Genomic DNA, 23153 nt, shown 5'->3' on the forward strand with positions numbered 1-23153 from the left:
CGTGCCGATCGTCCTCCAGTTCGTCATCTACTACATCCTGTTCTTCTTCTGGCTCCTGCTCGTCGCGCGCATCGTGGTCGAGCTGGTGCACTCGTTCGCGCGCGAGTGGGTGCCCGCCGGGCGCCCCGCCGCGGCCCTCGAGATGGTGTTCAGCGTCACCGACCCACCGGTGAAGTTGTTGCGGAGAGTGATCCCCGTCGTCCGGATCGGGGGCGTCGGACTGGACCTCTCGATTATGGTTCTGCTGCTGGTGGTGTTCATACTGATGAGCATTGCCAGACCGGCGGTGGCGTGAGCCCCAGTCACCCGCCAGCCGGTTTGCCGCCGAGGACTGCATGAGGTGATCCGATGCCGCTGACGCCCGCCGACGTTCACAACGTCGCGTTCAGCAAGCCCCCGATCGGTAAGCGGGGATACAACGAGGACGAGGTCGACGCGTTCCTCGATCTGGTCGAGGCCGAGCTGGCCCGGCTGATCGAGGAGAACGAGGACCTGCGCGAGCAGGTCTCCCAGCTCGAGCAGCGGCTCGGCAACGCCGAGGCCGACCTGGAGGAGGCGCGTTCGCGCCCGCAGCAGGGCGGGATGGGGGCCCAGGCCGGCCCGCCGCCCACGCAGCAGATCCGGCCCGTGGAGCCGCCGCAGCCGCCGCGGCCGGTCGAGCCGCAGCGCGCGATGGGCCCGATGGGCGACGGCGACGCCGCCGGCGGGGACCACCACGTCCAGGCCGCGAAGGTCCTGGGCCTGGCCCAGGAGATGGCCGACCGGCTCACCGCCGAGGCCAAGAACGAGGCCGACTCGATGCTGTCGGACGCGCGCGCCAAGTCCGAGCAGCTGCTCAGCGAGGCCCGGACCAAGTCCGACGGCCTGGTGAACGACGCCCGCGCCCGCGCCGAGACGATGCTCAACGACGCGCGGACCCGCGCCGAGACCCTCGAGCGGCAGTCGCGCGACAAGGCGTCGTCGCTGGTCAGCGAGGCCGAGCGCAAGCAGACCGAGATCATCGGCACCATCACGCGCGACAAGGGCGTGCTGGAGAAGAAGATCGACGAGCTGCGGACCTTCGAGCGCGAGTACCGCACGCGGCTCAAGACCTACCTGGAGTCGCAGCTGCGCGACCTCGAGGGTCGGGGCTCGGCCGCGCCGTCGGACGCCGCCCGGTCGAACGCCAACGGCGGGTACGCCGCCAGCGGCTACGGCCAGCGTGCGGACGCCGGAAGCTGACGGCCCGGCCCGTCGTCCGAACGACTGGTGGGCGGTAGTGCGTCACTCGCGCCGCCGCCCGCCGTACACGGGGTGAACAGTGCTGCTGCTGGTTCTCGTTCTGGTCCTCATCGCCTTCGGCCTGCTGGTCGTGGCGCTGCTCTCGGGCAGCGTGCTCTGGGCGTGGATCTCCGTGGCCGTCTCCGTGGCGGCCGCGGTGGCCCTGCTGGTCGACTGGCTGCAACGCCGCTCGGCCGTGAAGGCGGGCGCGGAGTCGCAGCAACCCGCCTCCGGCGCCCCCGTGGCGCCGCAGGGCGGGCCGCAGGCGCCGCGGCGTGACATCGAGCCGGTCACCGAGGTGCTCCCGGTGTTCGGCCAGGGCTCACCCGGACGCGTGACCCCGGGCCGGCCCGGGGTGGAGCGTGGACAGTCCTCCTCGGACTCCGGCCACGGTGTCGTCCCGGACTCCGGGTCCGACGCCGAGGCGACCTCCGTGATGCCCCGGGTGGGACCGTCCGGCTCAGCCGAGCGACCGTCCGGCGCTCTCGGCGGCGACACACGGTCGAGCGAATCTGCGTCACGCAGCGTGACTGGCGACGAGGGTCATGTCGACGCCCCGGGGCATCCCGGCTCTCCGTCGGGGGAGACCGGGGCGGTCCCCGGTGGAGCAGTGGCGGCCGGTGCGGCCGGCGTTGCGGCGGGAGCCGCGGTTGCCGGGGTAGCCGGTGCGGCGCACGCGAAGCACGAGAGCGAGGAGCCGGCGTCCGGCCCCTCGGCCGACGAGGCGGGCACCCGCGCGGGCGCGGCAGAGGAGGCGTCCTCCGCGGATCCGGCGGCGGAGCCCGGAGTAGGGACGTCCAGCACTGCGGCGTCCGATGCTGCGGGGTCCGACGCTGCGGGGTCCGACGCTGCAGGGTCCGGAACGGCGAAGTCCGACGCAGCGAAGTCGGACGTGGAGCCGGCCGGAGAGGCATCCCCGGCTCCGGCTGGGTCCCCGGCGGCGTCCCCCGTGTCCGCCGAGGCGGTGGACCAGGCATCGGAACCCGGTCGGGCCGGCGGCACGGCGGCAGCCGGCCCGGCCGCAGGTTCCGCTGCTGCGCCCGGAGGTGTGGCACCGGACGCGTCGGCCCTGGCTGCGTCGGCTCCGGAAGCCGTGTCGGCGGAGAGCGCCGCATCGGCGACGGGCGCCACGTCCGGCGACGTGACCACGCCGGACACCTCGGCGAAGTCCGCGGCGGCCCCCGGGAGCGCGTCGACCCCGGGCTCCGGGGCGGCGTCCGCCTCGGCCTCGGACATCGACGGCCCCACGGTGGCGACGCCGGCCCACACCGGCTCCGCCCAGGGTGCAGAGCCGCAGCAGGCCGGCCAGCCGTCCGAGGGGCAGCCCGACCAGCCCCCGGACCAGCAGGGCCAGCCGGCTCAGCAGGCCCCGGCCGGGCAGCAGCCCGCCGGCGGTCCGCCACCGGTGGGCTCGATGCCGCCTCCCGGGCCGCACGGCGAGCCCCCGGAGGAACCTCGGGACGCCACGGTCGCGGCGTTGGTCGCCGAGCTGGAGGACGAGGTCGTCGTGGTCGACGAGCAGCCGCGCTACCACCTGGCCGGCTGCCGGTCGCTGCCCGGGCGCTCGGTGATCCCGCTGCCGGCCAAGGAGGCGGTCGAGCTGGGCTTCACCCCGTGCGGCTGGTGCAACCCGGACCGCACCATGGCGGGCCGACACCAGGCCGCGGCCCACTGATCGCCCCTGCCTGATCACTTCTGCCTGGTCGTCCGGACTGTTCGTCCGGGCGCACCCCGCGCCCGGCCCGTCGCCGGTCCGCCGGCCCACCGGGCCGTCCGGTCGGTCCGCACGCACCCCGGGCCGCCGCGGGACGTCGCGCCCGACGTCCCGCGGAATATCCTGTCGACCGGGCGCGCTACCCTGGTCACACAGGCACCGATCCGGCCATCACCGGGGAGCCTCCGGAAGAAACCCGGCAGGGCCGGGGAGTAGAACCGGACGGGTTCGGCCCGTCACAGCCGTCGAACGAGCGGTCCCGCGCGAGCGGGGCAAGCGGGGTGGTACCGCGGCTCAGCACCATCGAGTCGTCCCCGTGCAGACAGCAACGGACTGCACGAGGAGCACCCGACCGCCATGAGCGAGAGCTACCCCCCGGTTCCCGCGCATCCCTCGTTCCCGCAGCTCGAGCGCGAGGTCCTCAAGTACTGGGAGGCCGACGACACGTTCGTCGCCTCCGTCGAGGCGCGCCCCGCCGGCGAGAACGGCAGCAACGAGTTCGTCTTCTACGACGGCCCGCCCTTCGCCAACGGCCTGCCGCACTACGGCCACTTGCTGACCGGCTACGTCAAGGACGTCGTCCCGCGCTACCAGACCATGCGCGGCAAGCACGTCGAGCGCCGCTTCGGCTGGGACACCCACGGCCTGCCCGCAGAGGTGGAGGCCGAGCGCCAGCTCGGGATCAACCACAAGTCCGAGATCGAGAGCATGGGCGTCGCCGAGTTCAACGAGGCGTGCCGCACCTCCGTGCTCCGCTACACCGGCGAGTGGCGCGACTACGTGACTCGCCAGGCCCGCTGGGTCGACTTCGACAACGACTACAAGACGCTCGACCTGGACTACATGGAAAGCGTCATGTGGGCCTTCAAGACCTTGTGGGACAAGGGCTTGGTCTACTCCGGGTTCCGCGTGCTCTGGTACTGCTGGCGCTGCGAGACGCCGCTGTCGAACTCCGAGACGAAGATGGACGACGTCTACCGGGACCGGCAGGACCCGGCCGTCACCGTCGGGTTGCGGCTCACGAGCGACGACCCCGAGCTGAACGACGCCCTGGCGCTGGTCTGGACGACGACGCCGTGGACGCTGCCGTCGAACCTCGCCGTGGCCGTGCACCCGGAGGTCGAGTACGCGCTGCTCTCCGCGAACGGTGAGAAGTACGTGCTGGCCACCGCGCGGGTCGGCGCCTACGCCCGCGAGCTGGGCGAGGAGCCCGAGGTCCTGCGCACCTTCTCCGGCCGCGAGCTGCTCGGCCTGTCCTACACCCCGCCGTTCGACTTCTTCGTCGGCCGGGAGAACGCGCACCGGGTGCTCGAAGCGGACTATGTCACCACCGAGGACGGCACCGGGCTCGTGCACATCGCCCCCGCCTTCGGTGAGGAGGACAAGGTCGTCACGGACGCGGCCGGGATCGAGGCCGTCGTCCCCGTCGACTCGCGGGGCGAGTTCACCGTCGAGGTGCCGCCATACACCGGCCAGCAGGTGTTCGACGCCAACCCGAACATCATCCGCGACCTGAAGAGCGGTGCCCCCTACGTGAAGGGCGTCCTGCTCCGGCACGAGACCTACGACCACCCGTACCCGCACTGCTGGCGCTGCGGCAACGCCCTGATCCAGCGCGCCGTCGACTCCTGGTTCGTGCAGGTCACGGCGTTCCGGGACCGGATGGTCGAGCTCAACAAGCAGATCAACTGGGTGCCCGGCAACATCCGGGACGGCCAGTTCGGCAAGTGGCTGGAGGGCGCCAGGGACTGGGGGATCTCCCGCAACCGGTTCTGGGGGAGCCCGATCCCGGTGTGGGTGTCCGACGATCCGCGCTACCCGCGCACGGACGTCTACGGCTCGCTCGACGAGCTGGAGCGGGACTTCGGCGTCCGGCCGACGGACCTGCACCGGCCCTTCATCGACGAGCTGACCCGGCCCAACCCGGACGACCCGACCGGGAAGTCGACCATGCGCCGCGTGCCCGAGGTGCTGGACTGCTGGTTCGAGTCCGGCTCGATGCCGTTCGCGCAGGTGCACTACCCGTTCGAGAACCGGGACTGGTTCGAGGACCACTACCCGGGCGACTTCATCGTCGAGTACAACGGCCAGACCCGCGGCTGGTTCTACACGCTGCACGTGCTGGCCACGGCGCTGTTCGATCGTCCGGCGTTCGAGACCTGCGTGGCGCACGGCATCGTGCTGGGCGACGACGGCGCCAAGATGTCGAAGTCGCTGCGCAACTACCCGGACGTCAACGAGGTCTTCGACCGCGACGGCTCCGACGCCATGCGCTGGTTCCTCATGGCGTCGCCGATCCTGCGCGGCGGGAACCTGGTCGTCACCGAGCAGGGCATCCGCGAGGGCGTCCGGCAGGCGATCCTGCCGCTGTGGAACACCTGGTACTTCCTGTCGCTCTACGCCGGGGCGGCGGGGGTCACCGGGACCACCCGGACGGACCCCGAGCAGATGTCCGCGCACGTCCTCGACCGGTACGTGCTGGCCAAGACGGCGGACCTGGTCGACGGCGTGACCGCGGCGCTCGACGCCTACGACATCGCCGGGGCGTGCGAGCAGGTCCGCGACCACGCCGAGGTGCTCACGAACTGGTACGTCCGGCGCTCGCGGGACCGGTTCTGGGCGGGGGACCGGGACGCGATCGACACCCTGCACACGGTGCTGGAGGTGACCGCACGCGTCGCCGCGCCGTTGCTGCCGCTGACCATGGAGCAGCTGTGGCAGGGGCTCACCGGCGGCCGCTCGGTGCACCTGACCGACTGGCCGTCCTCGGGCGACCTGCCGCACGACGCGGCGCTGGTCGCGGCCATGGACCGGGTCCGGCAGGTGGCCTCGGCGGGGCTGTCGCTGCGCAAGGCCCGCAAGCTGCGGGTCCGGCTGCCGCTGGCCTCGCTGACGGTGGCCGCCGCCGACGCGGAGACCCTCGCGCCGTTCGCCGACATCCTGCGGGACGAGGTGAACGTCAAGGAGGTCGTGCTGACCACGGACGTCGCGACCCACGGCCGCTTCGAGCTGACGGTCAACGCCCGCGCCTGCGGTCCCCGCCTGGGCAAGGAGACCCAGACGGCGATCAAGGCCGTGAAGGCGGGGGACTGGACGCCGAACCAGGACGGCACGGTCACGGCCGGCGGCATCCGGCTGCTGGAGGGCGAGTTCTCCGAGCGGCTGCTCGCGGCGGACCCGCAGTCCACCGGGGCGCTGCCCGGCAACACCGGGCTCGTGGTGCTCGACACCGAGGTCACGTCGGAGCTGGCGGCCGAGGGCACGGCGCGCGACGTCGTGCGCGCGGTCCAGCAGGCCCGCCGTGACGCCGGGCTCGACGTCTCGGACCGGATCGCCCTGACCCTGGACGCCCCGGAGCCGGTGCTCGACGCGGTCCGGACCCACGAGGCCTTCGTAACGGGTGAGGTGCTGGCGACGAGCGTGGCCTACGCCGCGGTCGCCGAGCCGACCGGCACCGGCAGCGTCTCCGACCCGCAGGGGAAGAACGCCGAGGTCCGGGTCGCGGTCACCGCCCCCTGACCCGCGAGTCGGGCTGCGGGTTCCCGCGAGTCGCGCTGTGGGCTTCTGCGAGTCGGGCTGTGGGCTCCCGCGAGTCGGGCTGTGGGCTCCCGCGGGTCGCGCTGTGGGCTTCTGCGGGTCGCGCTCTGCCCTGCCGCGAGTCGTGCGCGACTCCCGGGTGGCGAGGCCCCGACTCGCGGGTGCTCGGGCCGGTTCGCGGAGCCGCGGATCGCTAGGGTGATCCGGCGTGGGGAGTGCTGCCGCGCGGTGGAGTGAGCTGCAGTCGGGCCGGGGGATCCCGGCGGAGATCCTGGCGCAGGCGCCGGTGAGCCCGTGGGGGCACAACCCCGCGGACTTCACCGTGCCCGACGTCCCGGAGGACACGCCCTCGCGCGCCGCCGGCCTGGCCCTGCTGGGCGCCTCGGGCACGGTCAGCGACATCGGGTGCGGCGGTGGTGATGCGGCGTTCGCGCTGGTCGGGCCGTTGACCCACGCCACCGGTGTCGACAGCCAGCAGGACATGCTCGAGCTGTTCGAGGAGGGCGCCGACCTGCGCGGGGTGCCCGTCCGGACCGTCCTCGGCCCGTGGCCCGACGTGGCGGGGGAGGCCGGCACCGCCGATGTCGTGGTGTCGCACCACGTGCTGCACAACGTCGTCGACCTGCCTCCCTTCCTCGACGCGCTGACCGCGGCGGCCGGGCGCGGCGTCGTCGTCGAGATGCTGTCCGAGCACCCGATGGCCTGGCTCGACCCGCTCTGGGTGCGCTTCCACGACCTGCAGCGGCCCGAGCCCGCGACCGTCGACGACGCCGTCGCCGTGCTGCGGGAGCTGGGCGTCGAGCCGGAGGTCACGCGCTGGGAGCGGGCGCGGCGCGCCCCGAGCTCCCCGGAGTGGGTCACCCGGCGGCTGTGCCTGCCCCCGGACCGGGAGCCCGAGGTCGCCGCGGCGCTCGGGACGATCCCCCCGCGTCCGCGCACCGCGGCCACCCTGGTGTGGCGCCCCTGATCACGTGATCGGGAACCAGGCGGACACCACGCCGAGCGAGTCGCCGGCCAGGCGCGCCGGCACGGGCGTGACGAGGTGCCCGCCGAGCGCCGCACGGCGCACGGCAGGATCCCCGCCAGGAGCGTCCGCTCTCCGGCTGCGCTGCACCCTGCCCGTGTTGCCTGTTCAGGCGTTTCGAGCATCGCCGCCGCTCAGTGGCGGCACCCGCCTCACGACCGGTTGACCTGCGCCGATAGGGTGATTCGCGCACGAGCCGGGGGTGGGGATGAGTCTGGAGGTCCTGCTCGGGGTCGTCGCGGCGGTCCTGCTGATCGGCGTGCTCGCCGTGCGGGTGTCGGTCCGCCTGGGCCTGCCCTCGCTGCTGCTCTACCTCGGCATCGGGATCCTGCTCGGCGAGGCGGTCCTCGGCGTCCAGTTCTCCAACGCCGCGCTCACCGAGAACCTCGGCCTCGCCGCGCTCGTGCTCATCCTCGTCGAGGGCGGCCTGACCACCCGCTGGCAGGCGGTGCGGCCGTCGCTCGGGATCGGCATCGGGCTCTCGACGATCGCCGTCGTCGTGAGCATCGTGGTGGCCGGCACCGCGCTGCACTACGTGCTCGGCCTGGACTGGCGGGTCGCGTTCCTCTGGGGTGCGGTCCTCTCCTCGACGGACGCGGCCGCGGTGTTCAGCGTGCTGCGCGGGGTCGGGGTCTCGCCACGGCTCGCCGGGGCCCTCGAGCTCGAGTCCGGCATGAACGACGCCCCGGTGGTCCTGGCCGTCCTCCTGCTCGCCTCGGACGACCCGCTGACCTGGATGACACCGCTGCTCGTCGTCTACGAGCTGCTCGCGGGCGCGCTGATCGGGCTCGCGCTCGGGTTCGGCGGCGGCTGGGCGCTGCGCCGGGCCGCGCTGCCGGCGACCGGCCTGTACCCGCTCGCGGCGCTGGCCGTGTGCGTGCTCGCGTTCTCCGCCGGGCAGCTCGCCCACGCGTCCGGGCTGCTCGCCACCTACGCCTGCGCGCTCGTGCTGGGCAACTCGCGGCTGCCGCACCGCGGGGGCGTGCTGTCCTTCGCCGAGGGCACCGGCTGGCTGGCCCAGATCGGCCTGTTCGTGCTGCTCGGGCTCTACGTCAGCCCCGCCCGGCTGGTCGACGCCGTGATCCCGGCGCTGATCGCCGCCGGCGTCCTGCTCGTGCTCGCCCGGCCGATCTCGGTGATGGCGGCCGCCCTGCCGTTCACGGTGCCCTGGCGGGAGCAGGCGTTCCTGTCCTGGTCGGGGCTGCGCGGGGCGGTGCCGATCGTGCTCGCGCTGATCTCCCTGGTCGAGGGTGCTCCCGGCGCGGCGAACCTGGTCGACGTCGTGTTCGTGCTCGTCGTGATCCTCACCCTGCTGCAGGGCACGACCCTGCCCTGGGTGGCCCGACGGCTGGGGGTGGCTCAGCCCGTCGAGGCCCGGGACGTCGAGGTCGACGCCGCCCCGCTCGACGAGTTGCACGCCGACCTGCTGCAGGTCCGCATACCGCCGGGCTCCCGGCTGCGCGGGGTCTACCTGCGCGAGCTGCGGCTGCCGGTGGGCGCCACGGTCAGCCTCGTCGTGCGTGGCGAGGAGGCCTTCACCCCCAATGGGCAGACCCGGTTGCGCGAGCACGACCAGCTGCTCGTGGTGGCCACGGCCGAGGTCCGCGAGCGCACCGAGGAGCGGCTGCGCGCCGTCGACCGGGGCGGCGCGCTGGTGCGCTGGCGGGACACCGATCCCGGCCCCCGTCCGGACGGTCCCGGAAAGCCCGCATAATCGACGGTGTGAGTGACGAGCCGGCCGAGCGCACCGACACCGCCCCACTCCCGCCGCGCCGGGTGTGGGTGCTCGCGCTCGTGGCGCCCGTCGTCCTGCTGCTGGACATCCTGACCAAGGTCCTCGCGGTCGCGACGCTGGAGGACCGGCCGCCGGTGCGGTTGTTCGGCGGGCTGGTCAACCTCGTGCTGGTGCGCAACCCGGGCGCCGCCTTCTCCATGGCCACCGGCTACACCTGGGTACTGTCGATCATCGCGCTCGCCGTGGTCGTGGTGATCATCCGGATCTCGCGCAAGCTGCGGTCGGTGGGCTGGGCGATCGCGCTCGGGCTCGTGCTCGGCGGCGCGCTCGGCAACCTGGTCGACCGGTTCTTCCGGGCGCCGGGGCCGCTGCAGGGCCACGTCGTCGACATCATCTCCGTGGTCCGGACGGACGGCTCGTTCTTCCCGGTGTTCAATCTCGCCGACTCCAGCATCGTCTGCGGCGGGATCCTGCTGGTCCTGCTCGCGCTGACCGGCCGCGAGCTCGACGGGACGCGGGCGAAGGCGGCCGAGCGGGAGCCGGCCGGTGAGTGACCTCCGCCAGCTCCCGGTGCCCGACGGCCTCGACGGGATGCGGGTCGACGCCGGCCTGTCCCGGCTCCTGGGGCTGTCCCGGACCGTCGTCGCCACGCTCGCCGAGGACGGGATGATCGCGCTCGACGGGCGCGCCGCCGGCAAGTCGGACCGGCTCACCGCCGGCAGCTGGCTGGAGGTCGAGCTGCCCGAGCCCGAGGCGCCGGCGGTCATCGCCGCGCCGCCGGAGCTGGTGGGCGGCATGACGGTGCTGTACGAGGACGACGACATCGTCGTCGTCGACAAGCCCGTCGGGGTCGCGGCGCACCCCAGCCCGGGCTGGACGGGGCCCACCGTGGTCGGCGGGCTGGCCGCGCTCGGCGTGCGGGTGTCGACCTCCGGCGCGGCCGAGCGGCAGGGCGTGGTGCACCGGCTCGACGTCGGCACCACCGGCGTGATGGTCGTGGCCAAGTCCGAGCACGCCTACTCGGTGCTGAAGCGGGCGTTCAAGGAGCGGACGGTCGAGAAGCGCTACCACGCGATCGTCCAGGGGCACCCGGACCCGAGCAGCGGCACGATCGACGCGCCGATCGACCGGCACCCCAAGCACGACTACAAGTTCGCGGTGGTCGCGGGCGGCAAGCCGAGCGTCACGCACTACGACACCGTGGAGGCGTTCCGCGCGGCGTCGCTGCTCGACGTGCACCTCGAGACGGGGCGCACGCACCAGATCCGGGTGCACTTCTCCGCGCTGCGGCACCCGTGCGTCGGCGACCTGACCTACGGCGCCGACCCCACGCTGGCCAAGCGCCTGGGGCTGCAGCGACAGTGGCTGCACGCCCGCTCGCTGGGCTTCGACCACCCGGCCGACGGGCGGTGGGTCGAGTTCACCAGCGAGTACCCGGCCGATCTCGCCCGGGCCCTCGAGCGGCTGCGTGACTGAGCCGGACGATCCCGACTCCGCCGACGAGGGTGGTCTGCTCACCCGGCGGGGGCGCCGCTGGCTGATCATCGCGTGCGTGCTCGCGGTGCTGGCCGCCGTGGGGTACGCGACGGCCCAGTCCCGGGCGCTGTCCGCCGGACGTGGGCCCGCGGTCGCGCAGGGGCAGGTGCGGCTCGGGCCCGACTCGGGCGAGGCCGTGTCGGACTACCTCGCCCGGCTCCCGGCCACCCTGCCCGCTCCGGGGGAGCAGGCGCTGGCCCTGGTACAGCTCGACCGGGAGGTCACGACCGCCGACGCGGCCGCGCTGATCGGGTCCGCCGCGCCGGCCGAGGTCGTGTTCCGGGTGCCGATCCCGCGGGTGCAGACGGCCCTGCGTTTCGAGACCCTCCCCGCCGGCGCACCGGTCGCGGCGGCGCTCGACACCGCCCGGCAGCGCGCGGAGCACGCCGCCGGGGCCGATGCCTCCCGGTCGACCGACCGCCCCGCCGCCGTCGCCCGGGCGGAGGCGGCGGCGTACGAAGCGGGATCGTGTGCGTGCGTGGTGGCGCTGGTGGTCTCGGCCGACCGGGCCGGGTTGGAGGCGCTCGCCGCGGCGCCGGGGGTGCGGGCGGTGGAGGCCGCGCCGGCCGGGGTCACGGCGCCCGAGCTCGCCCTCTCCCCGCTGCTGCCCGAGCAGACCACGGCTGCCACCCCCCTCCCCGACGACGGCCCGGTCCCCGCAGCGCCCGGCGCGTCGTGAGCGCCCGCCACCGCATCACGCCCGCCCCTCGCACCCCGCCCGCCTCGTACCGCGCCGCTCGCGCATCGCGCCCGCACCCCGCCGCCTCGCGGTGATCAAGGGCGGAAGGGTGCGAGGAGAGATCGACTGACGCCTTCCCGCCCTTGATCACAGTGCCGTGCCGCTCGCACACAGGGGCGGTGGCTCGCACATCGGCCTGGGCTCATGTGCGGAGATTCCCGCTGGTGTGCGAGCAGGTTCCGGCGCCCTGGTGGCCCGATGGTGGGGCGGGCGACCCCGGCAAAGGTCGGGGTGACCCCCGGGTCGGCTCGGTGGATCACCGGATTCCGGCGGAGCCGCCCCGCTGCGAGCGTTGATCACGTGAAACAGCGGGGGAGCGAGGCGGGCGGGGCGGCGGTGGTCGCGCCCAGGACCACGATCGCGACGGCGCAGGCTGCGACGGCGCCGGCGGTGCTCTCGGTGCGGGCGGCACACGGCAGGACGACGGCAGCACCGGCGGCGGCCGCACCGGCAACGAGTAGTGGGCGTCTGCCGGCCACCGCGCCCGAGCGCCCCGCCCTCACCCTCCCTTCCGCCCTGGTGGCGGCGGGGGTCGCGGTGGCGGTGTGGGCGGTAGCGGTCCTGCACGTCGCGGGGGCGTTGCACTCCCCGGTCGTGGACCCGCTGGTGCACACCGTGAGCGACTACGTCCTGCTGCCGGGCGGGCACCTGGTGCTCGGGATCGCGGCGGCCGCGCTGGCCCTCGCCGCGACGGTGCTGGCGGGCGCGGCGGCGCGGGCAGGAGCCTCCCGCGCCCCCGTCGGACTGCTCGCGAGCTGGGCGGTGGCGATGGTCGTGGCGGGTGTCGTCCCCACCAACGCGCCGGGCACCCCGCCGGACCTCTCCGCCGCCGTGCACCGCTACGCCGGGGCGTGGATCTTCGCCGTGCTGCCGGTCGCCGTCCTGCTCCTGGCCCGCGGGTCCGCGATCCGGGAGGCCGCGCGGCGCCGCGTCGTGGCGCTCGCCCTCCTCACCGCCGCTCTGTCGGGGACGTTCCTCCTCGCCCATCTGCCGATCGTCGTCGCGGGTTCATCCACATTTCCCCTGCTGGGTGGGGTGGAGCGGGTTCTGTACGGGGCGGTGACCGCGCTGCTGATCACGACCACCCTCGCCCTGCGCCCGGTGAGCATCCCGGGCGTCTCCCGATGACCGCGCCGGCCCTCCTGCTCGCCGTGGTGGGCGCCCTCTGCTTCGCCGGCGGCGCCGTGCTCCAGCACGGGGCGATCGCGCCGCGGCGCCGGGTCGACCTGCGCGAGCTCCTCGCCCGGCCGCGCTGGCTCGCCGGCGCCGGACTCGCCGCCGCGGGCGCCGGCGTGCACGTGTTCGCCCTGGTCCTCGCCCCGGTGAGCGTGGTGCAGCCGGTCGGGGTCCTGGCGGTCCCGATCGCGGTCGCGCTGAGCCTGCGGGACCAACGGCCGCCCGTGCGGGTCGTGGCCGGCGCCGCGCTGTGCGTGGCCGGGGTCGCGCTCGTCGTCCGGACGGCCGCCGCGGCCACCCCGGACGCGCCCGCCGACCTCGGGCGGTTCCTCCTGGTCTCCGGGACCACCGCCGCGGCTGCGGGCCTCGCCCTCGCGGTCGTCGCGGCCAGGACCGCCGGCAGGGTCCGGTGCGTCGCCTTCGCCGCGGCGGGCGCTGTCGCGTTCGGCCTGGTCTCCGCCCTGCTCCGGGCGGTCTCCGTGCAGCTCGGGACCGCGGACGTCGGCACCGTGCTGGGCGCGGCCGCGGCTCTGGCCGTCGCGCTCGCCGCCGGCGGCTGGCTCGTGCAGCAGGGGTTCGCGGCCGGCCCGCCCGCGGTCGTGGTGGCCGCACTGACCGTCGTCGACCCGCTCGTGGCCACCGGGCTCGGCACGGCCCTGCTCGGCGAGGCCGGCGGGCTCGGCGCCGCCGGCGTGGCTCTCCTGCTGGGCGCCGGCGCGGTCGCGGCCGCGGGCGTTGCCCTGCTCTCCCGGCACCACCCGGACGCGGCCCCGCGGCCCGTCCCGCACCCGTCCACCCGCCCTTCCACCCCGAGAGAGGTACCGACGTGAGGATCCTGCTCGGCGCCGACACCTTCGCGCCCGACGTCAACGGCGCGGCCCGGTTCGCCGAACGCCTGGCCACCGGCCTGGCCGGCCGCGGCCACGAGGTGCACGTGGCCGCCCCGTCGCCGGACGGTCCGTCCGCCGTACACCGCTTCGGCGGCGGCGACGGCCGGGTCACCGTGCACCGGGTGCCGTCGCACCGCTACCCGCTGCACGAGAACTTCCGCGTGTGCCTGCCGTGGGTCGCGGGCCCGGCGGCGGCGACCGTGCTGGCGGAGGTGGACCCGGACGTCGTGCACGTGCAGGCGCACTTCTCGGTCGGGCGCGGGCTGGCGGCGGCCGCGTCGGCGACCGGGCGCCCGCTCGTGGCGACCAACCACTTCATGCCGGAGAACCTGGTCGCGCACGCCCGGATCCCCGGCGCCCTGCACCGGCTCGCGGCCCGCCTCGCGTGGCGCGACGTCCGGCGGGTCTTCGGCCGCGCCGACGCCCTGACCGCGCCCACACCCCGCGCCGTCGAGCTGCTCACCCGGTCGACCGGGCTGCCGGCCACCGCGATCTCCTGCGGCGTCGACGCGGCCCGCTACGCCGGCGGTCAGGAGGATCCGACCCCGACCGTCCTGTTCGTCGGACGCCTGGACCAGGAGAAACGGGTCGACGAGCTGCTGCGCGCCACTGCGCGGCTGGCGGCGCCCGTCCGGTTGGAGATCGTCGGCGACGGCGCCGAGCGCGGCGCGTGGCAGCGGCTGGCGGGGGAGCTGGGGCTCGGCGGCCGCGTGGTGTTCCACGGGTTCGTCGACGAGGAGACCCTGCTCGCGGCGTACCGGCGGTGCGCGGTGTTCTGCATGCCCGGGGTCGCCGAGCTGCAGAGCCTGGTCACGCTGGAGGCGATGGCGGCGGGTAAGCCGGTGGTGGCGGCCGACGCGATGGCGCTGCCGCACCTGGTCCGGCCCGGCCGCACCGGCTGGCTCTTCCCGCCGGGCGACGTCGACGTCCTCACCTCGGTCCTCGCCGCGCTGCTGGCCGACCCGGCGGCCCGTCGGCGGATGGGCGCGGCGGCCCGCGAGCTCGTCGCCGGGCACGCCCTCGACGCCACGCTCGACGCCTTCGAGGAGGTCTACGACCGGGTCGCCGCTCGGCCCGCGGTGCCCGCGCTGGCGGCCTGAGCGGAGCCCCGTCCGGCGCCCGCGACACGCCCGGACGGGGGCGACGCGCCGGGCCCCCGACACACCCCGACGCGGTGAGCTGCGGGTTCGCGGCGGGCCCGGCGGCGGTCACGGAACTGTCGGTGGCCGGGGCTAGTCTGGCCGCACCCCCGGACCCGGGGACCCGACACCCGCCGGCACCGCACGGGCCACCGCCCGGTCGCCGGCCGTGCACCCGGACGTCGTACCCCGAGGGCGGCCGGGCGGCCGCCGTCGGGCCCCGCGGGTCCGCCGCACCACCCGCGCGCGAGCGCGTGAAGGGAGTCTCGGCAACAGATGGCCCCGGCGAGCGGGAACAGCGGAGCGGACCATGACTGACTCCTTCGTCCACCTCCACACGCACACCGAGTTCTCCATGCTCGACGGTGCGGCCCGGCTCGACGACCTGTTCGAGGAAGCCGCGCGGATGGAGATGCCCGCGCTGGCCATGACGGACCACGGGAACGTCTACGGGGCGTACGAGTTCTGGAAGAAGGCCAACGCGGCCGGGGTCAAACCGATCATCGGCATGGAGGGCTACCTCTCCCCGGGCTCGCGGCACGAGCGCAAGCGCGCCACCCTCGGCGGGCAGACGGTCAGCGACGACAACCCGGGTGAGATGTACACCCACATGACGCTGTTGGCCGAGAACACGGAGGGGATGCACAACCTCTTCCGGCTCTCGAGCCTGGCCAGCCTCGAGGGGTACTACTACAAGCCCCGCATGGACCGGGAGCTGCTGGAGACCTACGGCAAGGGGATCATCGCCACCACCGGCTGCCCGTCCGGCGAGGTGGCGCGCCTGCTGCAGCAGGACCGCTTCGACGACGCGTGCCAGGCCGCGTCGGACTACCGGGACATCTTCGGCAAGGACAACTTCTTCTGCGAGTTGATGGACCACGGGATCGAGATCGAGAAGCGGGTCCAGGAGGACCTCTTCGCGCTGAAGAAGAAGCTCGACCTCCCCGGCGTCGCCACCAACGACCTGCACTACACGTACCCGGACGACACGAAGCCGCACGAGGTGCTGCTCTGCGTGCAGACGGGCAAGACCCTCGCCGACCCCAACCGCTTCAAGTTCGACGCGCAGGACTTCTACCTGAAGTCGGCCGCCGAGATGCGCGCGATGTGGGACCCGATCCACCCCGAGGCCTGCGACAACACGCTCGCCATCGCCGAGCGGGTCGACGTGTCGTTCGGCCACCAGGACCTCATGCCGCGCGCGCCCGTCCCCGAGGGGGAGACGGAGGAGTCGTGGCTGATCAAGGAGGTCGAGCGGGGGCTGCACAAGCGCTTCCCGGGCGGCGTCACCGAGCAGTACCGCCGGCAGGCGGAGTACGAGCTCGGCGTGATCATCCAGATGGGCTTCCCCGGGTACTTCCTGGTCACCGCGGACCTCATCCAGCACGCCAAGTCCGTCGGCATCCGGTGCGGCCCCGGCCGTGGCTCCGCGGCGGGCTCGCTCATCGCGTACGCGCTGGAGATCACCGACCTGGACCCGATCCGGCACAAGCTGATCTTCGAGCGCTTCCTCAACCCCGAGCGCATCTCCATGCCCGACATCGACATGGACTTCGACGAGCGCCGGCGCGGCGAGATGATCCGCTACACCACGGAGAAGTACGGCGAGGACCGGATCGCCCAGATCATCACGTACTCCACGATCAAGGCGAAGGCCGCGATCAAGGACTCCGCGCGCGTGCTGTTCGGCCAGCCCGGCTACTCCGTGGCGGACCGGATCTCCAAGGCCATGCCGCCGGCCGTCATGGGCAAGGACATCCCGCTGTCCGGAATCTTCGACCCGGGCCACAAGCGGTACGCCGAGGCCACCGAGGTCCGCGCGCTGTACGAGGCGGACGCCCAGGTCCGCGAGATCATCGACACCGCGCGGGGCCTCGAGGGGCTGAAGCGGCAGTGGGGCGTGCACGCCGCGGGCGTGATCATGTCCAGCAAGCCGCTGATCGACGTCATCCCGATCCAGCGCCGCGAGGCGGACGGGGCGATCATCACGCAGTTCGACATGGGCGTCTGCGAGACGCTCGGGCTGCTGAAGATGGACTTCCTCGGCCTGCGCAACCTCACGATCATCGACGACGCGCTGGAGAACATCGAGCTCAACGGGAAGCCGAAGCTCGTCATCGAGGACGTCGAGCTGGACGACCCGAAGACCTACGACCTGCTCGCCCGCGGGGACACGCTCGGCGTCTTCCAGCTGGACGGCGGGCCGATGCGCGACCTGCTGCGACGCATGGCCCCCACGGAGTTCGACGACATCTCCGCCGTCGGCGCGCTGTACCGGCCCGGTCCCATGGGCGCGAACGCGCACAACGACTACGCGGACCGCAAGAACAAGCGGCAAGAGGTCACGCCGATCCACCCGGAGCTGGCGGAGCCGCTCAAGGACATCCTCGGCGAGACGTACGGCCTGATCGTCTACCAGGAACAGGTCATGGCGATCGCCCAGAAGCTGGCGGGCTACTCGCTCGGCAAGGCGGACCTGCTCCGCCGCGCGATGGGCAAGAAGAAGAAGGAGATCCTGGACAAGGAGTACGCCGGCTTCGCCCAGGGCATGAAGGACCACGGGTACTCCGAGAACGCGGTCAAGACGCTCTGGGACATCCTGCTGCCCTTCTCCGACTACGCCTTCAACCGCGCGCACTCCGCCGCGTACGGCGTCGTCTCCTACTGGACCGCCTACCTCAAGGCGAACTACCCGGCCGAGTACATGGCCGCGGTGCTCACCTCGGTCCGGGACGACAAGGACAAGGCCGCCGTCTACCTCGGCGAGTGCCGCCGGCTGGGGATCAAGGTCCTCCCGCCGGACGTCAACGAGTCGGTGCGCAACTTCGCCCCGGTCGGCGACGACATCCGGTTCGGCCTGGGCGCGATCCGCAACGTCGGCTTCAACGTCGTCGACGCGATCGTCGCCGCGCGCAAGGAGAAGGGCGACTTCACCGACTTCTCCGACTTCCTGCGCAAGGTCGACGCGGTGGTCTGCAACAAGAAGGTCATCGAGTCCCTGATCAAGGCCGGTGCCTTCGACTCACTGGGCCACTCGCGCAAGGGTCTGTTGCTCGTCCACGCCGACGCGATCGACGCGATCATGAGTAGCAAGAAGGCCGCGTCGATGGGCCAGTTCGACCTCTTCGGCTCGCTCGACGGCTCCGGGGGCGACGACTCGGACATCGGCGGGATCTTCGACGTGAAGGTGCCCGAGGAGGAGTGGGACACCAAGCACAAGCTCGCGGTCGAGCGGGAGATGCTGGGCCTCTACGTCTCCGGCCACCCGCTCGACGGCGTCGAGCAGGCCCTGTCCGCGAAGGCGGACACCCCGATCCCGGCGATCCTCGAGGGCACGGTCGGCGAGGGCGCGCAGGTCACCGTCGGCGGAATCCTCACCAACGTCAACCGCCGGGTGAACAAGAACGGCGAGCCCTGGGCGTCGGCCCAGATCGAGGACCTCGCCGGTGGCATCGAGGTGTTGTTCTTCCCGCGGGCCTACCAGGTGGTGGGCGTCGACGTGGCGGAGGACGCGATCGTGCTGGTCAAGGCCCGGGTCAACAAGCGGGACGACCGGGTGTCCCTGATCGCCAACGACCTCGCCGTCCCCGAGCTGCAGGCCGCCGGTGAGGCGGGCCTGCCGGTCAAGGTCAGCCTGCGCACCGAGTTGTGCACCCCGGAGCGGGTCGCCCAGCTCAGGGAGGTGCTCACCCACCACCCGGGCACTTCCGAGGTGCACCTGTCGCTGGTCTACGGCACGAAGATCACGCACTGGAAGCTGGCCGACACCCTCAAGGTCACCAACACCCCGGCGCTGATGGGCGACCTGAAGGCCCTCCTGGGCCCCGGCTGCCTGGGCTGAACCCGGTCAGCCGAACCCAGCTGAGCTCGTCGGCTGAGGCCGGAGCCGGCTGAGCCCGGACACACGACCGGGGCTCCCGCTCGGATGAAGCGGGGGCGCCGGTCGTCGTCCCAATGGGTCAGGCGGCGCGCTGGACCAGCGTGCGCCAGTGCGCCTGGGCCGGCCGCTGCCAGCGTCTGTGCAGCGTGTCGAAGAGGGCGGCGGCGCGGGTGCCGGCCCACTCCTCCGGCAGCAGCTCCGCGGGGAGCTCGGGGTCGAGGAAGGGGAAGCGGCGCCAGGCGTGCACGAGCAGCACCTGGTGGGTGAGCACGTCGGCCGGCCCGGCGGGGGCCGCGTCGGCGAACTCGGCGAGGAAGTCCTCGTACTCCCGCTCGACGGCGGCGAGGTCCCAGGCCTGGGCCACGACGTCCGCCTGCTCGCCGATCCGGCCGAACGGGCCGACGAACGAGCTGGTCACGGCCTCGAGGTCGAGGTCGGCGACCACGTCGGCCACCTCGGCCTCCTTGCCGGGGTCGGGGGAGACCCACACGCCGGGGGCGGGGGAGCCCAGGCCCGCCCACGCCAGGCGGGTGCGCAGTCGGTGCCGCAGCTGGCGGCGGGACTCCGGGACGCTGACCAGCAGGACCAGCCAGCGCCCGTCCCAGGCGGGGGCGGGGTTGCCGAAGGTGTAGATGCGCTCGGCGCCCGCCGAGAGGAGCCCGCGCCCGGCGTCGGTCAGCGTCCACCGCACCCGGCGCCCGGCCCGGTCGGAGCTGACCAGCCCCTCGGCCGCGGTGCGGGCGAGCGCCTGCCGCGCCGACTTGCTCTCCACCCCGAGCCCGCCCAGGACGTCGATCAGCACCTGGGTCCACACCGGCTCGTCGCGCGGCAGCACGAACTCGCCCAGCAGGGTCAGCAGCAGGGAGCGCGCGCTGGTCTGGCCGAGGCCGCGGCGGCGGGACAGGACCGGATGGGGACCCTCGAGATCCCCGACGTCGGCGCCCCCCGGACCGACGTCCGTGCTGGCTTCGGCGGACATGGTCGGCCCAGGATAGTGCCCCTCCTCGGCCGCCCCGCGCACGACGGGCCGGGACGTAGGGTCCCCGCGTGAGCACCGCCGATCCCCGCGCCACCCTCGACATCGACGCCAGGACCGACAGCGAAGCCAGAACCGACAGCACCGCCCGAACCGACGGCACCGCCCGAACCGACGGCACCGCCCGGACCGACGGCACCGCCCGGACCGACGGCACCGCCCGGACCGACACCGCCGCCCTCCTGGCCGCCGACCGCGCCCACGTGTGGCACCCGTACGCCCCGATGCCGGCGGTCGTGGACCCGGTCCCGATCGTCGGCGCCCGTGGCGTTCGGCTGACCACGGCCGACGGCCGGGAGCTGGTGGACGGGATGTCGTCGTGGTGGGCGGCGATCCACGGCTACCGCCACCCGGTGCTCGACGCGGCGATCACCGACCAGCTGGGCCGGATGAGCCACGTGATGTTCGGCGGGCTCACCCACGGCCCGGCCGTCGATCTGGCCCGGCTGCTCGTCGAGATCACCCCGGGCCCGCTGCAGCACGTGTTCCTGGCCGACTCGGGTTCGGTGTCGGTCGAGGTCGCGATCAAGATGGCGCTGCAGTACCAGCGCTCCCGCGGGCGCCCCGGCAAGCACCGGCTGCTGACCTGGCGCGGCGGCTACCACGGCGACACCTTCGGCGCGATGAGCGTCTGCGACCCGGACGGCGGCATGCACGGCCTGTGGCGGGACGTGCTGCCGCAGCAGGTGTTCGTGGGCGCGCCGCCGCGGCAGTTCTCCCACGACTACGTCGCCGAGCTGGCGGAGGCGGTCGAGCGGCACGCCGACGAGCTCGCCGCGGTGATCGTGGAGCCGGTGGTGCAGGGGGCCGGCGGGATGCGCTTCCACGACCCGCGCTACCTGCACGTGCTGCGCGAGCTCTGCCTGACCCACGACGTGCTGCTGGTGTTCGACGAGATCGCGACCGGCTTCGGCCGCACGGGCGAGCTGTTCGCGGCCGACCACGCCGGGATCTCGCCGGACGTCATGTGCGTCGGCAAGGCGCTGACCGGCGGGTACGTGACGATGGCGGCCGCGTTGTGCAGCACCGAGGTGGCCCGCGGGATCACCGACGGCGAGGCCGGGGTCCTCATGCACGGGCCCACGTTCATGGGCAACCCCCTCGCCTCGGCAGTGGCCCTCGCCTCCACGCAGCTCCTGCTCGACCAGGACTGGCGCGGCACGATCCGCTCCCTCGAATCCGCGCTCACCACCGGACTGGCTCCGCTGAGGGCCGCACCCGGCGTCGTCGACGTCCGGGTCCTGGGCGCGATCGGCGTGGTCCAGCTGGACCACGAGGTGGACATGGCCGCCGCGACCGGCACGGCGCTGGAGGCCGGGGTGTGGCTGCGGCCCTTCCGGGACCTCGTCTACACGATGCCGCCGTTCGTCTGCGACGCGGCGGACCTCGCCCGGATCACCGACGGGGTCGCCGCCGTCGTGGACGCCGCGTAACACGGCGTTCACACCGCGATCACCCGATCGGGGCTTCTGTGGTCCGGACGATCATGATCCACACGATCGGGCCGGTCGGTCGCCGGGAGGGCGGGTACGGCGCGCCGCGCAGCGCGGTGGTCTCACTCGAACGAAGCGTTCGGCGGTGATCGTGATGGCGTCGATCCCGGTGGTCCGGCCACGCAGGGTGATCGATTCAGAAGGAATCGGACGTTCAGGAACGAATGGCCGGGAACCGGACGGGCTCCCCGTTCGATGTGATCGGTGGGCAGACGCAGCGTGCGGGCACCGACACGGGGGCGGAAACGGGAGCGGGGCGGGGGTGCCGCCGGTCCGGCGATCGAGACCCCGAGGCCCTCGACCTGCACGGTGTCGTTCTCCCACAGGTTCAGCTTGTGGGCTGACCGTGATCGTCGCCGGGCTGGTCGACCAGTTCGGCTGGCAGGTCACCACGCTGATCACCGTCGGCGCCGGCGTCCTGCAGCTCGGCTTCGGGCTGTCCCGGCTCGCGCGGTTCACCCAGGCCATCCCGCCCGCCGTCGTGCACGGCATGCTCGCCGGCATCGGCCTCACGATCGCGCTGGCCCAGCTGCACGTCGTGCTCGGGGGCAGCGCGCAGACCGGGGCGCCGGCCAACCTGCGCGAGCTCCCGGCCCAACTCACGAACCTGCACGGCGGCGCGGTCCTCGTCGGGCTCACCGCCATCGCGATCATGGGCCTCTGGCCGCGGCTGCCCGGGCCGCAGAAGTCCGTGCCGGGTGCGCTCGTCGCGGTTGCCGCCGCCACCGGGCTGAGTGTCGCGCTGTCCGACGTGCCGCGCGTCGACCTGCCCGGGAACCTCGTCGAGTCCGTGGCGCTGCCGGTGCTGCCCGACTCCGGGCTCTGGCTCGGCGTGCTCGGCGGCATGCTGACCGTGGCGCAAGCCCGCCGACATCCGCACCGCCCGGACCCACGGCGAGCTCCCGCTCTACGTCGTGACCGTGCTCGGCGTGGTGTTCCTCAACCTGCTCGAGGGCGTGGCGATCGGCCTCGTGCTGGCCGGGCTGCTGATGCTGCGTCGCGCCGCGCGCGCCCGGGTGCGGGTGGAGGAGCCGACGGGCACCGCGCCGCGCCGGGTCGTCGTCGAGGGCACGTTGAGCTTCCTGTCGGTGCCGGCGCTGGCCTGCGTGCTGAAGGAGGTGCCGAGCGGCGAGCCCGTGCGCGTTGACCTCGTCGTGGACTACCTCGACCACACGGCCTACGACCACCTCGAGTCCTGGACCCGGCGGCACCGGGGCACCGGGGGCCGGGTCGAGGTCAGCGAGCCCGCCGGCACGGCAGGGGCGCGCTCGGGTCCCTGGGCGACTGGCTGCGCACCGGCCGGCCCAGCCCCGACGCGTGGCTGGCGGGCACCGCCGACGTCCTCGTCTACGACGCCGACGCCCGCGCCTTCCGGCCGCACGACCCGGTCGGACCGGAGGCCCGCTCCCGGCTCGGATCCCCGCTGCCCGCCGCGCTGGGCGGAGCGGAGGGGCTGCGCGGGTGCCCGGAACACACGCGGACCCGGAGGAGTTGAGCACCACATGGCAACGGTGGAACTGACGACCGACAACTTCAACGAGGTCGTGGCGGCCGACGGCACGGTGCTCGTCGACTTCTGGGCCTCCTGGTGCGGCCCGTGCCGGCAGTTCGCGCCGGTCTTCGACGAGGCCTCGGAGAAGCACCCGGACATCACCTTCGGCAAGGTCGACACCGAGGCCCAGACCCAGCTGGCCCAGGCCTTCGGCATCTCGTCGATCCCGACGCTGATGGCGGTGCGCGACGGCGTGGTGCTCTACGCGCAGCCCGGGGCGCTCCCGGCGCCTGCGCTGGAGGAGCTGATCGGCAAGGTCCGGGAGGTCGACATGGACGAGGTCAAGGCCGAGGTCGCCCGCCAGCAGCAGGAGCAGGGAGACCAGGCGAGCCAGTAGTCCGTCACACCCCGGCCGGTACGGCCGCGGGTGCCGCCTAGATGATCGATTCCTTGAAGCTGGTGTTCAGTGGTCGTAGGCGGTGAGGCCGCGCTTGTTGGGTGC

Annotated in this window: 17 protein-coding genes; 16 read left to right on the forward strand and 1 reads right to left on the reverse strand. The window is 73.7% G+C overall.

Features of this window, described 5'->3' with window-relative positions:
* The first annotated feature begins 1 nt into the window (after nt 1).
* The 13 genes from LWC33_RS26425 (at nt 2) to dnaE (ending at nt 18591) form a co-directional block, all read left to right on the forward strand.
* Nucleotides 2-295 carry a YggT family protein gene (locus LWC33_RS26425; protein ID WP_233307380.1) on the forward strand — a complete coding sequence of 98 codons (294 nt, stop codon included), beginning with the start codon at nt 2-4 and terminating at the stop codon, nt 293-295.
* Nucleotides 296-348: 53 nt separating this feature from the next.
* Entirely contained in the window at nt 349-1221 is an 873-nt protein-coding gene (gene wag31, locus LWC33_RS26430) for a DivIVA-like cell division protein Wag31 (RefSeq protein ID WP_233307381.1), read from the forward strand.
* Between the two features lie 1180 nt (nt 1222-2401).
* Complete coding sequence (locus LWC33_RS26435; protein ID WP_233307382.1) at nt 2402-2935, forward strand: hypothetical protein; 534 nt, start codon at nt 2402-2404, stop codon at nt 2933-2935.
* Between the two features lie 396 nt (nt 2936-3331).
* Nucleotides 3332-6493: an isoleucine--tRNA ligase gene (gene ileS / locus LWC33_RS26440; RefSeq protein ID WP_233307383.1), complete on the forward strand. Its 3162-nt coding sequence runs from the start codon at nt 3332-3334 to the stop codon at nt 6491-6493.
* 226 nt (nt 6494-6719) lie between these two features.
* Nucleotides 6720-7478 (forward strand): class I SAM-dependent methyltransferase, encoded by a 759-nt coding sequence (locus tag LWC33_RS26445; protein ID WP_233307384.1) that lies wholly within the window; start codon nt 6720-6722, stop codon nt 7476-7478.
* Nucleotides 7479-7743: 265 nt separating this feature from the next.
* The gene (locus tag LWC33_RS26450) at nt 7744-9249 is read left to right on the forward strand and encodes a potassium/proton antiporter (protein ID WP_233307385.1); all 1506 of its coding nucleotides are present in this window, start codon (nt 7744-7746) and stop codon (nt 9247-9249) included.
* 8 nt (nt 9250-9257) lie between these two features.
* On the forward strand, nt 9258-9824 hold the full coding sequence (gene lspA / locus LWC33_RS26455; RefSeq protein ID WP_233307386.1) for a signal peptidase II: 567 nt from the start codon (nt 9258-9260) through the stop codon (nt 9822-9824).
* Nucleotides 9825-9861: 37 nt separating this feature from the next.
* A complete protein-coding gene (locus LWC33_RS26460) occupies nt 9862-10746 on the forward strand; it encodes an RluA family pseudouridine synthase (RefSeq protein WP_233307400.1) in 885 nt (294 codons plus the stop codon).
* Entirely contained in the window at nt 10739-11485 is a 747-nt protein-coding gene (locus LWC33_RS26465; RefSeq protein ID WP_233307387.1) for a hypothetical protein, read from the forward strand. Before LWC33_RS26460 ends, LWC33_RS26465 begins: the two co-directional genes overlap by 8 nt.
* Nucleotides 11486-11845: 360 nt before the next feature.
* Complete coding sequence (locus LWC33_RS26470) at nt 11846-12673, forward strand: DUF998 domain-containing protein (RefSeq protein WP_233307388.1); 828 nt, start codon at nt 11846-11848, stop codon at nt 12671-12673.
* Entirely contained in the window at nt 12670-13551 is an 882-nt protein-coding gene (locus LWC33_RS26475) for a hypothetical protein (protein WP_233307389.1), read from the forward strand. Before LWC33_RS26470 ends, LWC33_RS26475 begins: the two co-directional genes overlap by 4 nt.
* A complete protein-coding gene (locus tag LWC33_RS26480) occupies nt 13548-14711 on the forward strand; it encodes a glycosyltransferase (protein ID WP_233307390.1) in 1164 nt (387 codons plus the stop codon). Before LWC33_RS26475 ends, LWC33_RS26480 begins: the two co-directional genes overlap by 4 nt.
* A 349-nt stretch (nt 14712-15060) precedes the next feature.
* Nucleotides 15061-18591 (forward strand): DNA polymerase III subunit alpha, encoded by a 3531-nt coding sequence (gene dnaE, locus LWC33_RS26485; RefSeq protein ID WP_233307391.1) that lies wholly within the window; start codon nt 15061-15063, stop codon nt 18589-18591.
* 118 nt (nt 18592-18709) lie between these two features.
* Here the strand turns inward: dnaE and LWC33_RS26490 are convergent, their stop codons facing one another.
* The gene (locus LWC33_RS26490) at nt 18710-19609 is read right to left on the reverse strand and encodes a PaaX family transcriptional regulator (protein ID WP_233307392.1); all 900 of its coding nucleotides are present in this window, start codon (nt 19607-19609) and stop codon (nt 18710-18712) included.
* Nucleotides 19610-19890: 281 nt separating this feature from the next.
* On the opposite strand from LWC33_RS26490, the gene LWC33_RS26495 reads away from it, so the two are divergent.
* The 3 genes from LWC33_RS26495 to trxA all read left to right on the forward strand — a co-directional run bounded on the left by LWC33_RS26495 (nt 19891) and on the right by trxA (nt 23048).
* Nucleotides 19891-21099 (forward strand): adenosylmethionine--8-amino-7-oxononanoate transaminase, encoded by a 1209-nt coding sequence (locus LWC33_RS26495; protein WP_233307401.1) that lies wholly within the window; start codon nt 19891-19893, stop codon nt 21097-21099.
* A 154-nt stretch (nt 21100-21253) separates the two neighbouring features.
* Nucleotides 21254-22306, forward strand: coding sequence for a SulP family inorganic anion transporter (locus LWC33_RS26500; protein ID WP_233307393.1), 1053 nt, complete (start codon nt 21254-21256; stop codon nt 22304-22306).
* A 355-nt stretch (nt 22307-22661) separates the two neighbouring features.
* Nucleotides 22662-23048 carry a thioredoxin gene (trxA, locus tag LWC33_RS26505; protein ID WP_233307394.1) on the forward strand — a complete coding sequence of 129 codons (387 nt, stop codon included), beginning with the start codon at nt 22662-22664 and terminating at the stop codon, nt 23046-23048.
* Nucleotides 23049-23153 lie beyond the last annotated feature (105 nt).

The sequence above is a fragment of the Pseudonocardia terrae genome (assembly GCF_021343995.1).
Classification (GTDB): Bacteria; Actinomycetota; Actinomycetes; order Mycobacteriales; family Pseudonocardiaceae; genus Pseudonocardia; species Pseudonocardia terrae.

Coding starts and splice junctions, on each gene's coding strand:
- LWC33_RS26475 (WP_233307389.1), top strand. CDS start 12,670: ATGACCGCGCCGGCCCTCCTGCTCGCCGTGGTGGGCGCCCTCTGCTTC.
- LWC33_RS26490 (WP_233307392.1), bottom strand. CDS start 19,609: ATGTCCGCCGAAGCCAGCACGGACGTCGGTCCGGGGGGCGCCGACGTC.
- ileS (WP_233307383.1), top strand. CDS start 3,332: ATGAGCGAGAGCTACCCCCCGGTTCCCGCGCATCCCTCGTTCCCGCAG.
- LWC33_RS26460 (WP_233307400.1), top strand. CDS start 9,862: ATGCGGGTCGACGCCGGCCTGTCCCGGCTCCTGGGGCTGTCCCGGACC.
- LWC33_RS26495 (WP_233307401.1), top strand. CDS start 19,891: ATGCCGGCGGTCGTGGACCCGGTCCCGATCGTCGGCGCCCGTGGCGTT.
- LWC33_RS26450 (WP_233307385.1), top strand. CDS start 7,744: ATGAGTCTGGAGGTCCTGCTCGGGGTCGTCGCGGCGGTCCTGCTGATC.
- wag31 (WP_233307381.1), top strand. CDS start 349: ATGCCGCTGACGCCCGCCGACGTTCACAACGTCGCGTTCAGCAAGCCC.
- LWC33_RS26500 (WP_233307393.1), top strand. CDS start 21,254: ATGGCGTCGATCCCGGTGGTCCGGCCACGCAGGGTGATCGATTCAGAA.
- dnaE (WP_233307391.1), top strand. CDS start 15,061: ATGACTGACTCCTTCGTCCACCTCCACACGCACACCGAGTTCTCCATG.
- trxA (WP_233307394.1), top strand. CDS start 22,662: ATGGCAACGGTGGAACTGACGACCGACAACTTCAACGAGGTCGTGGCG.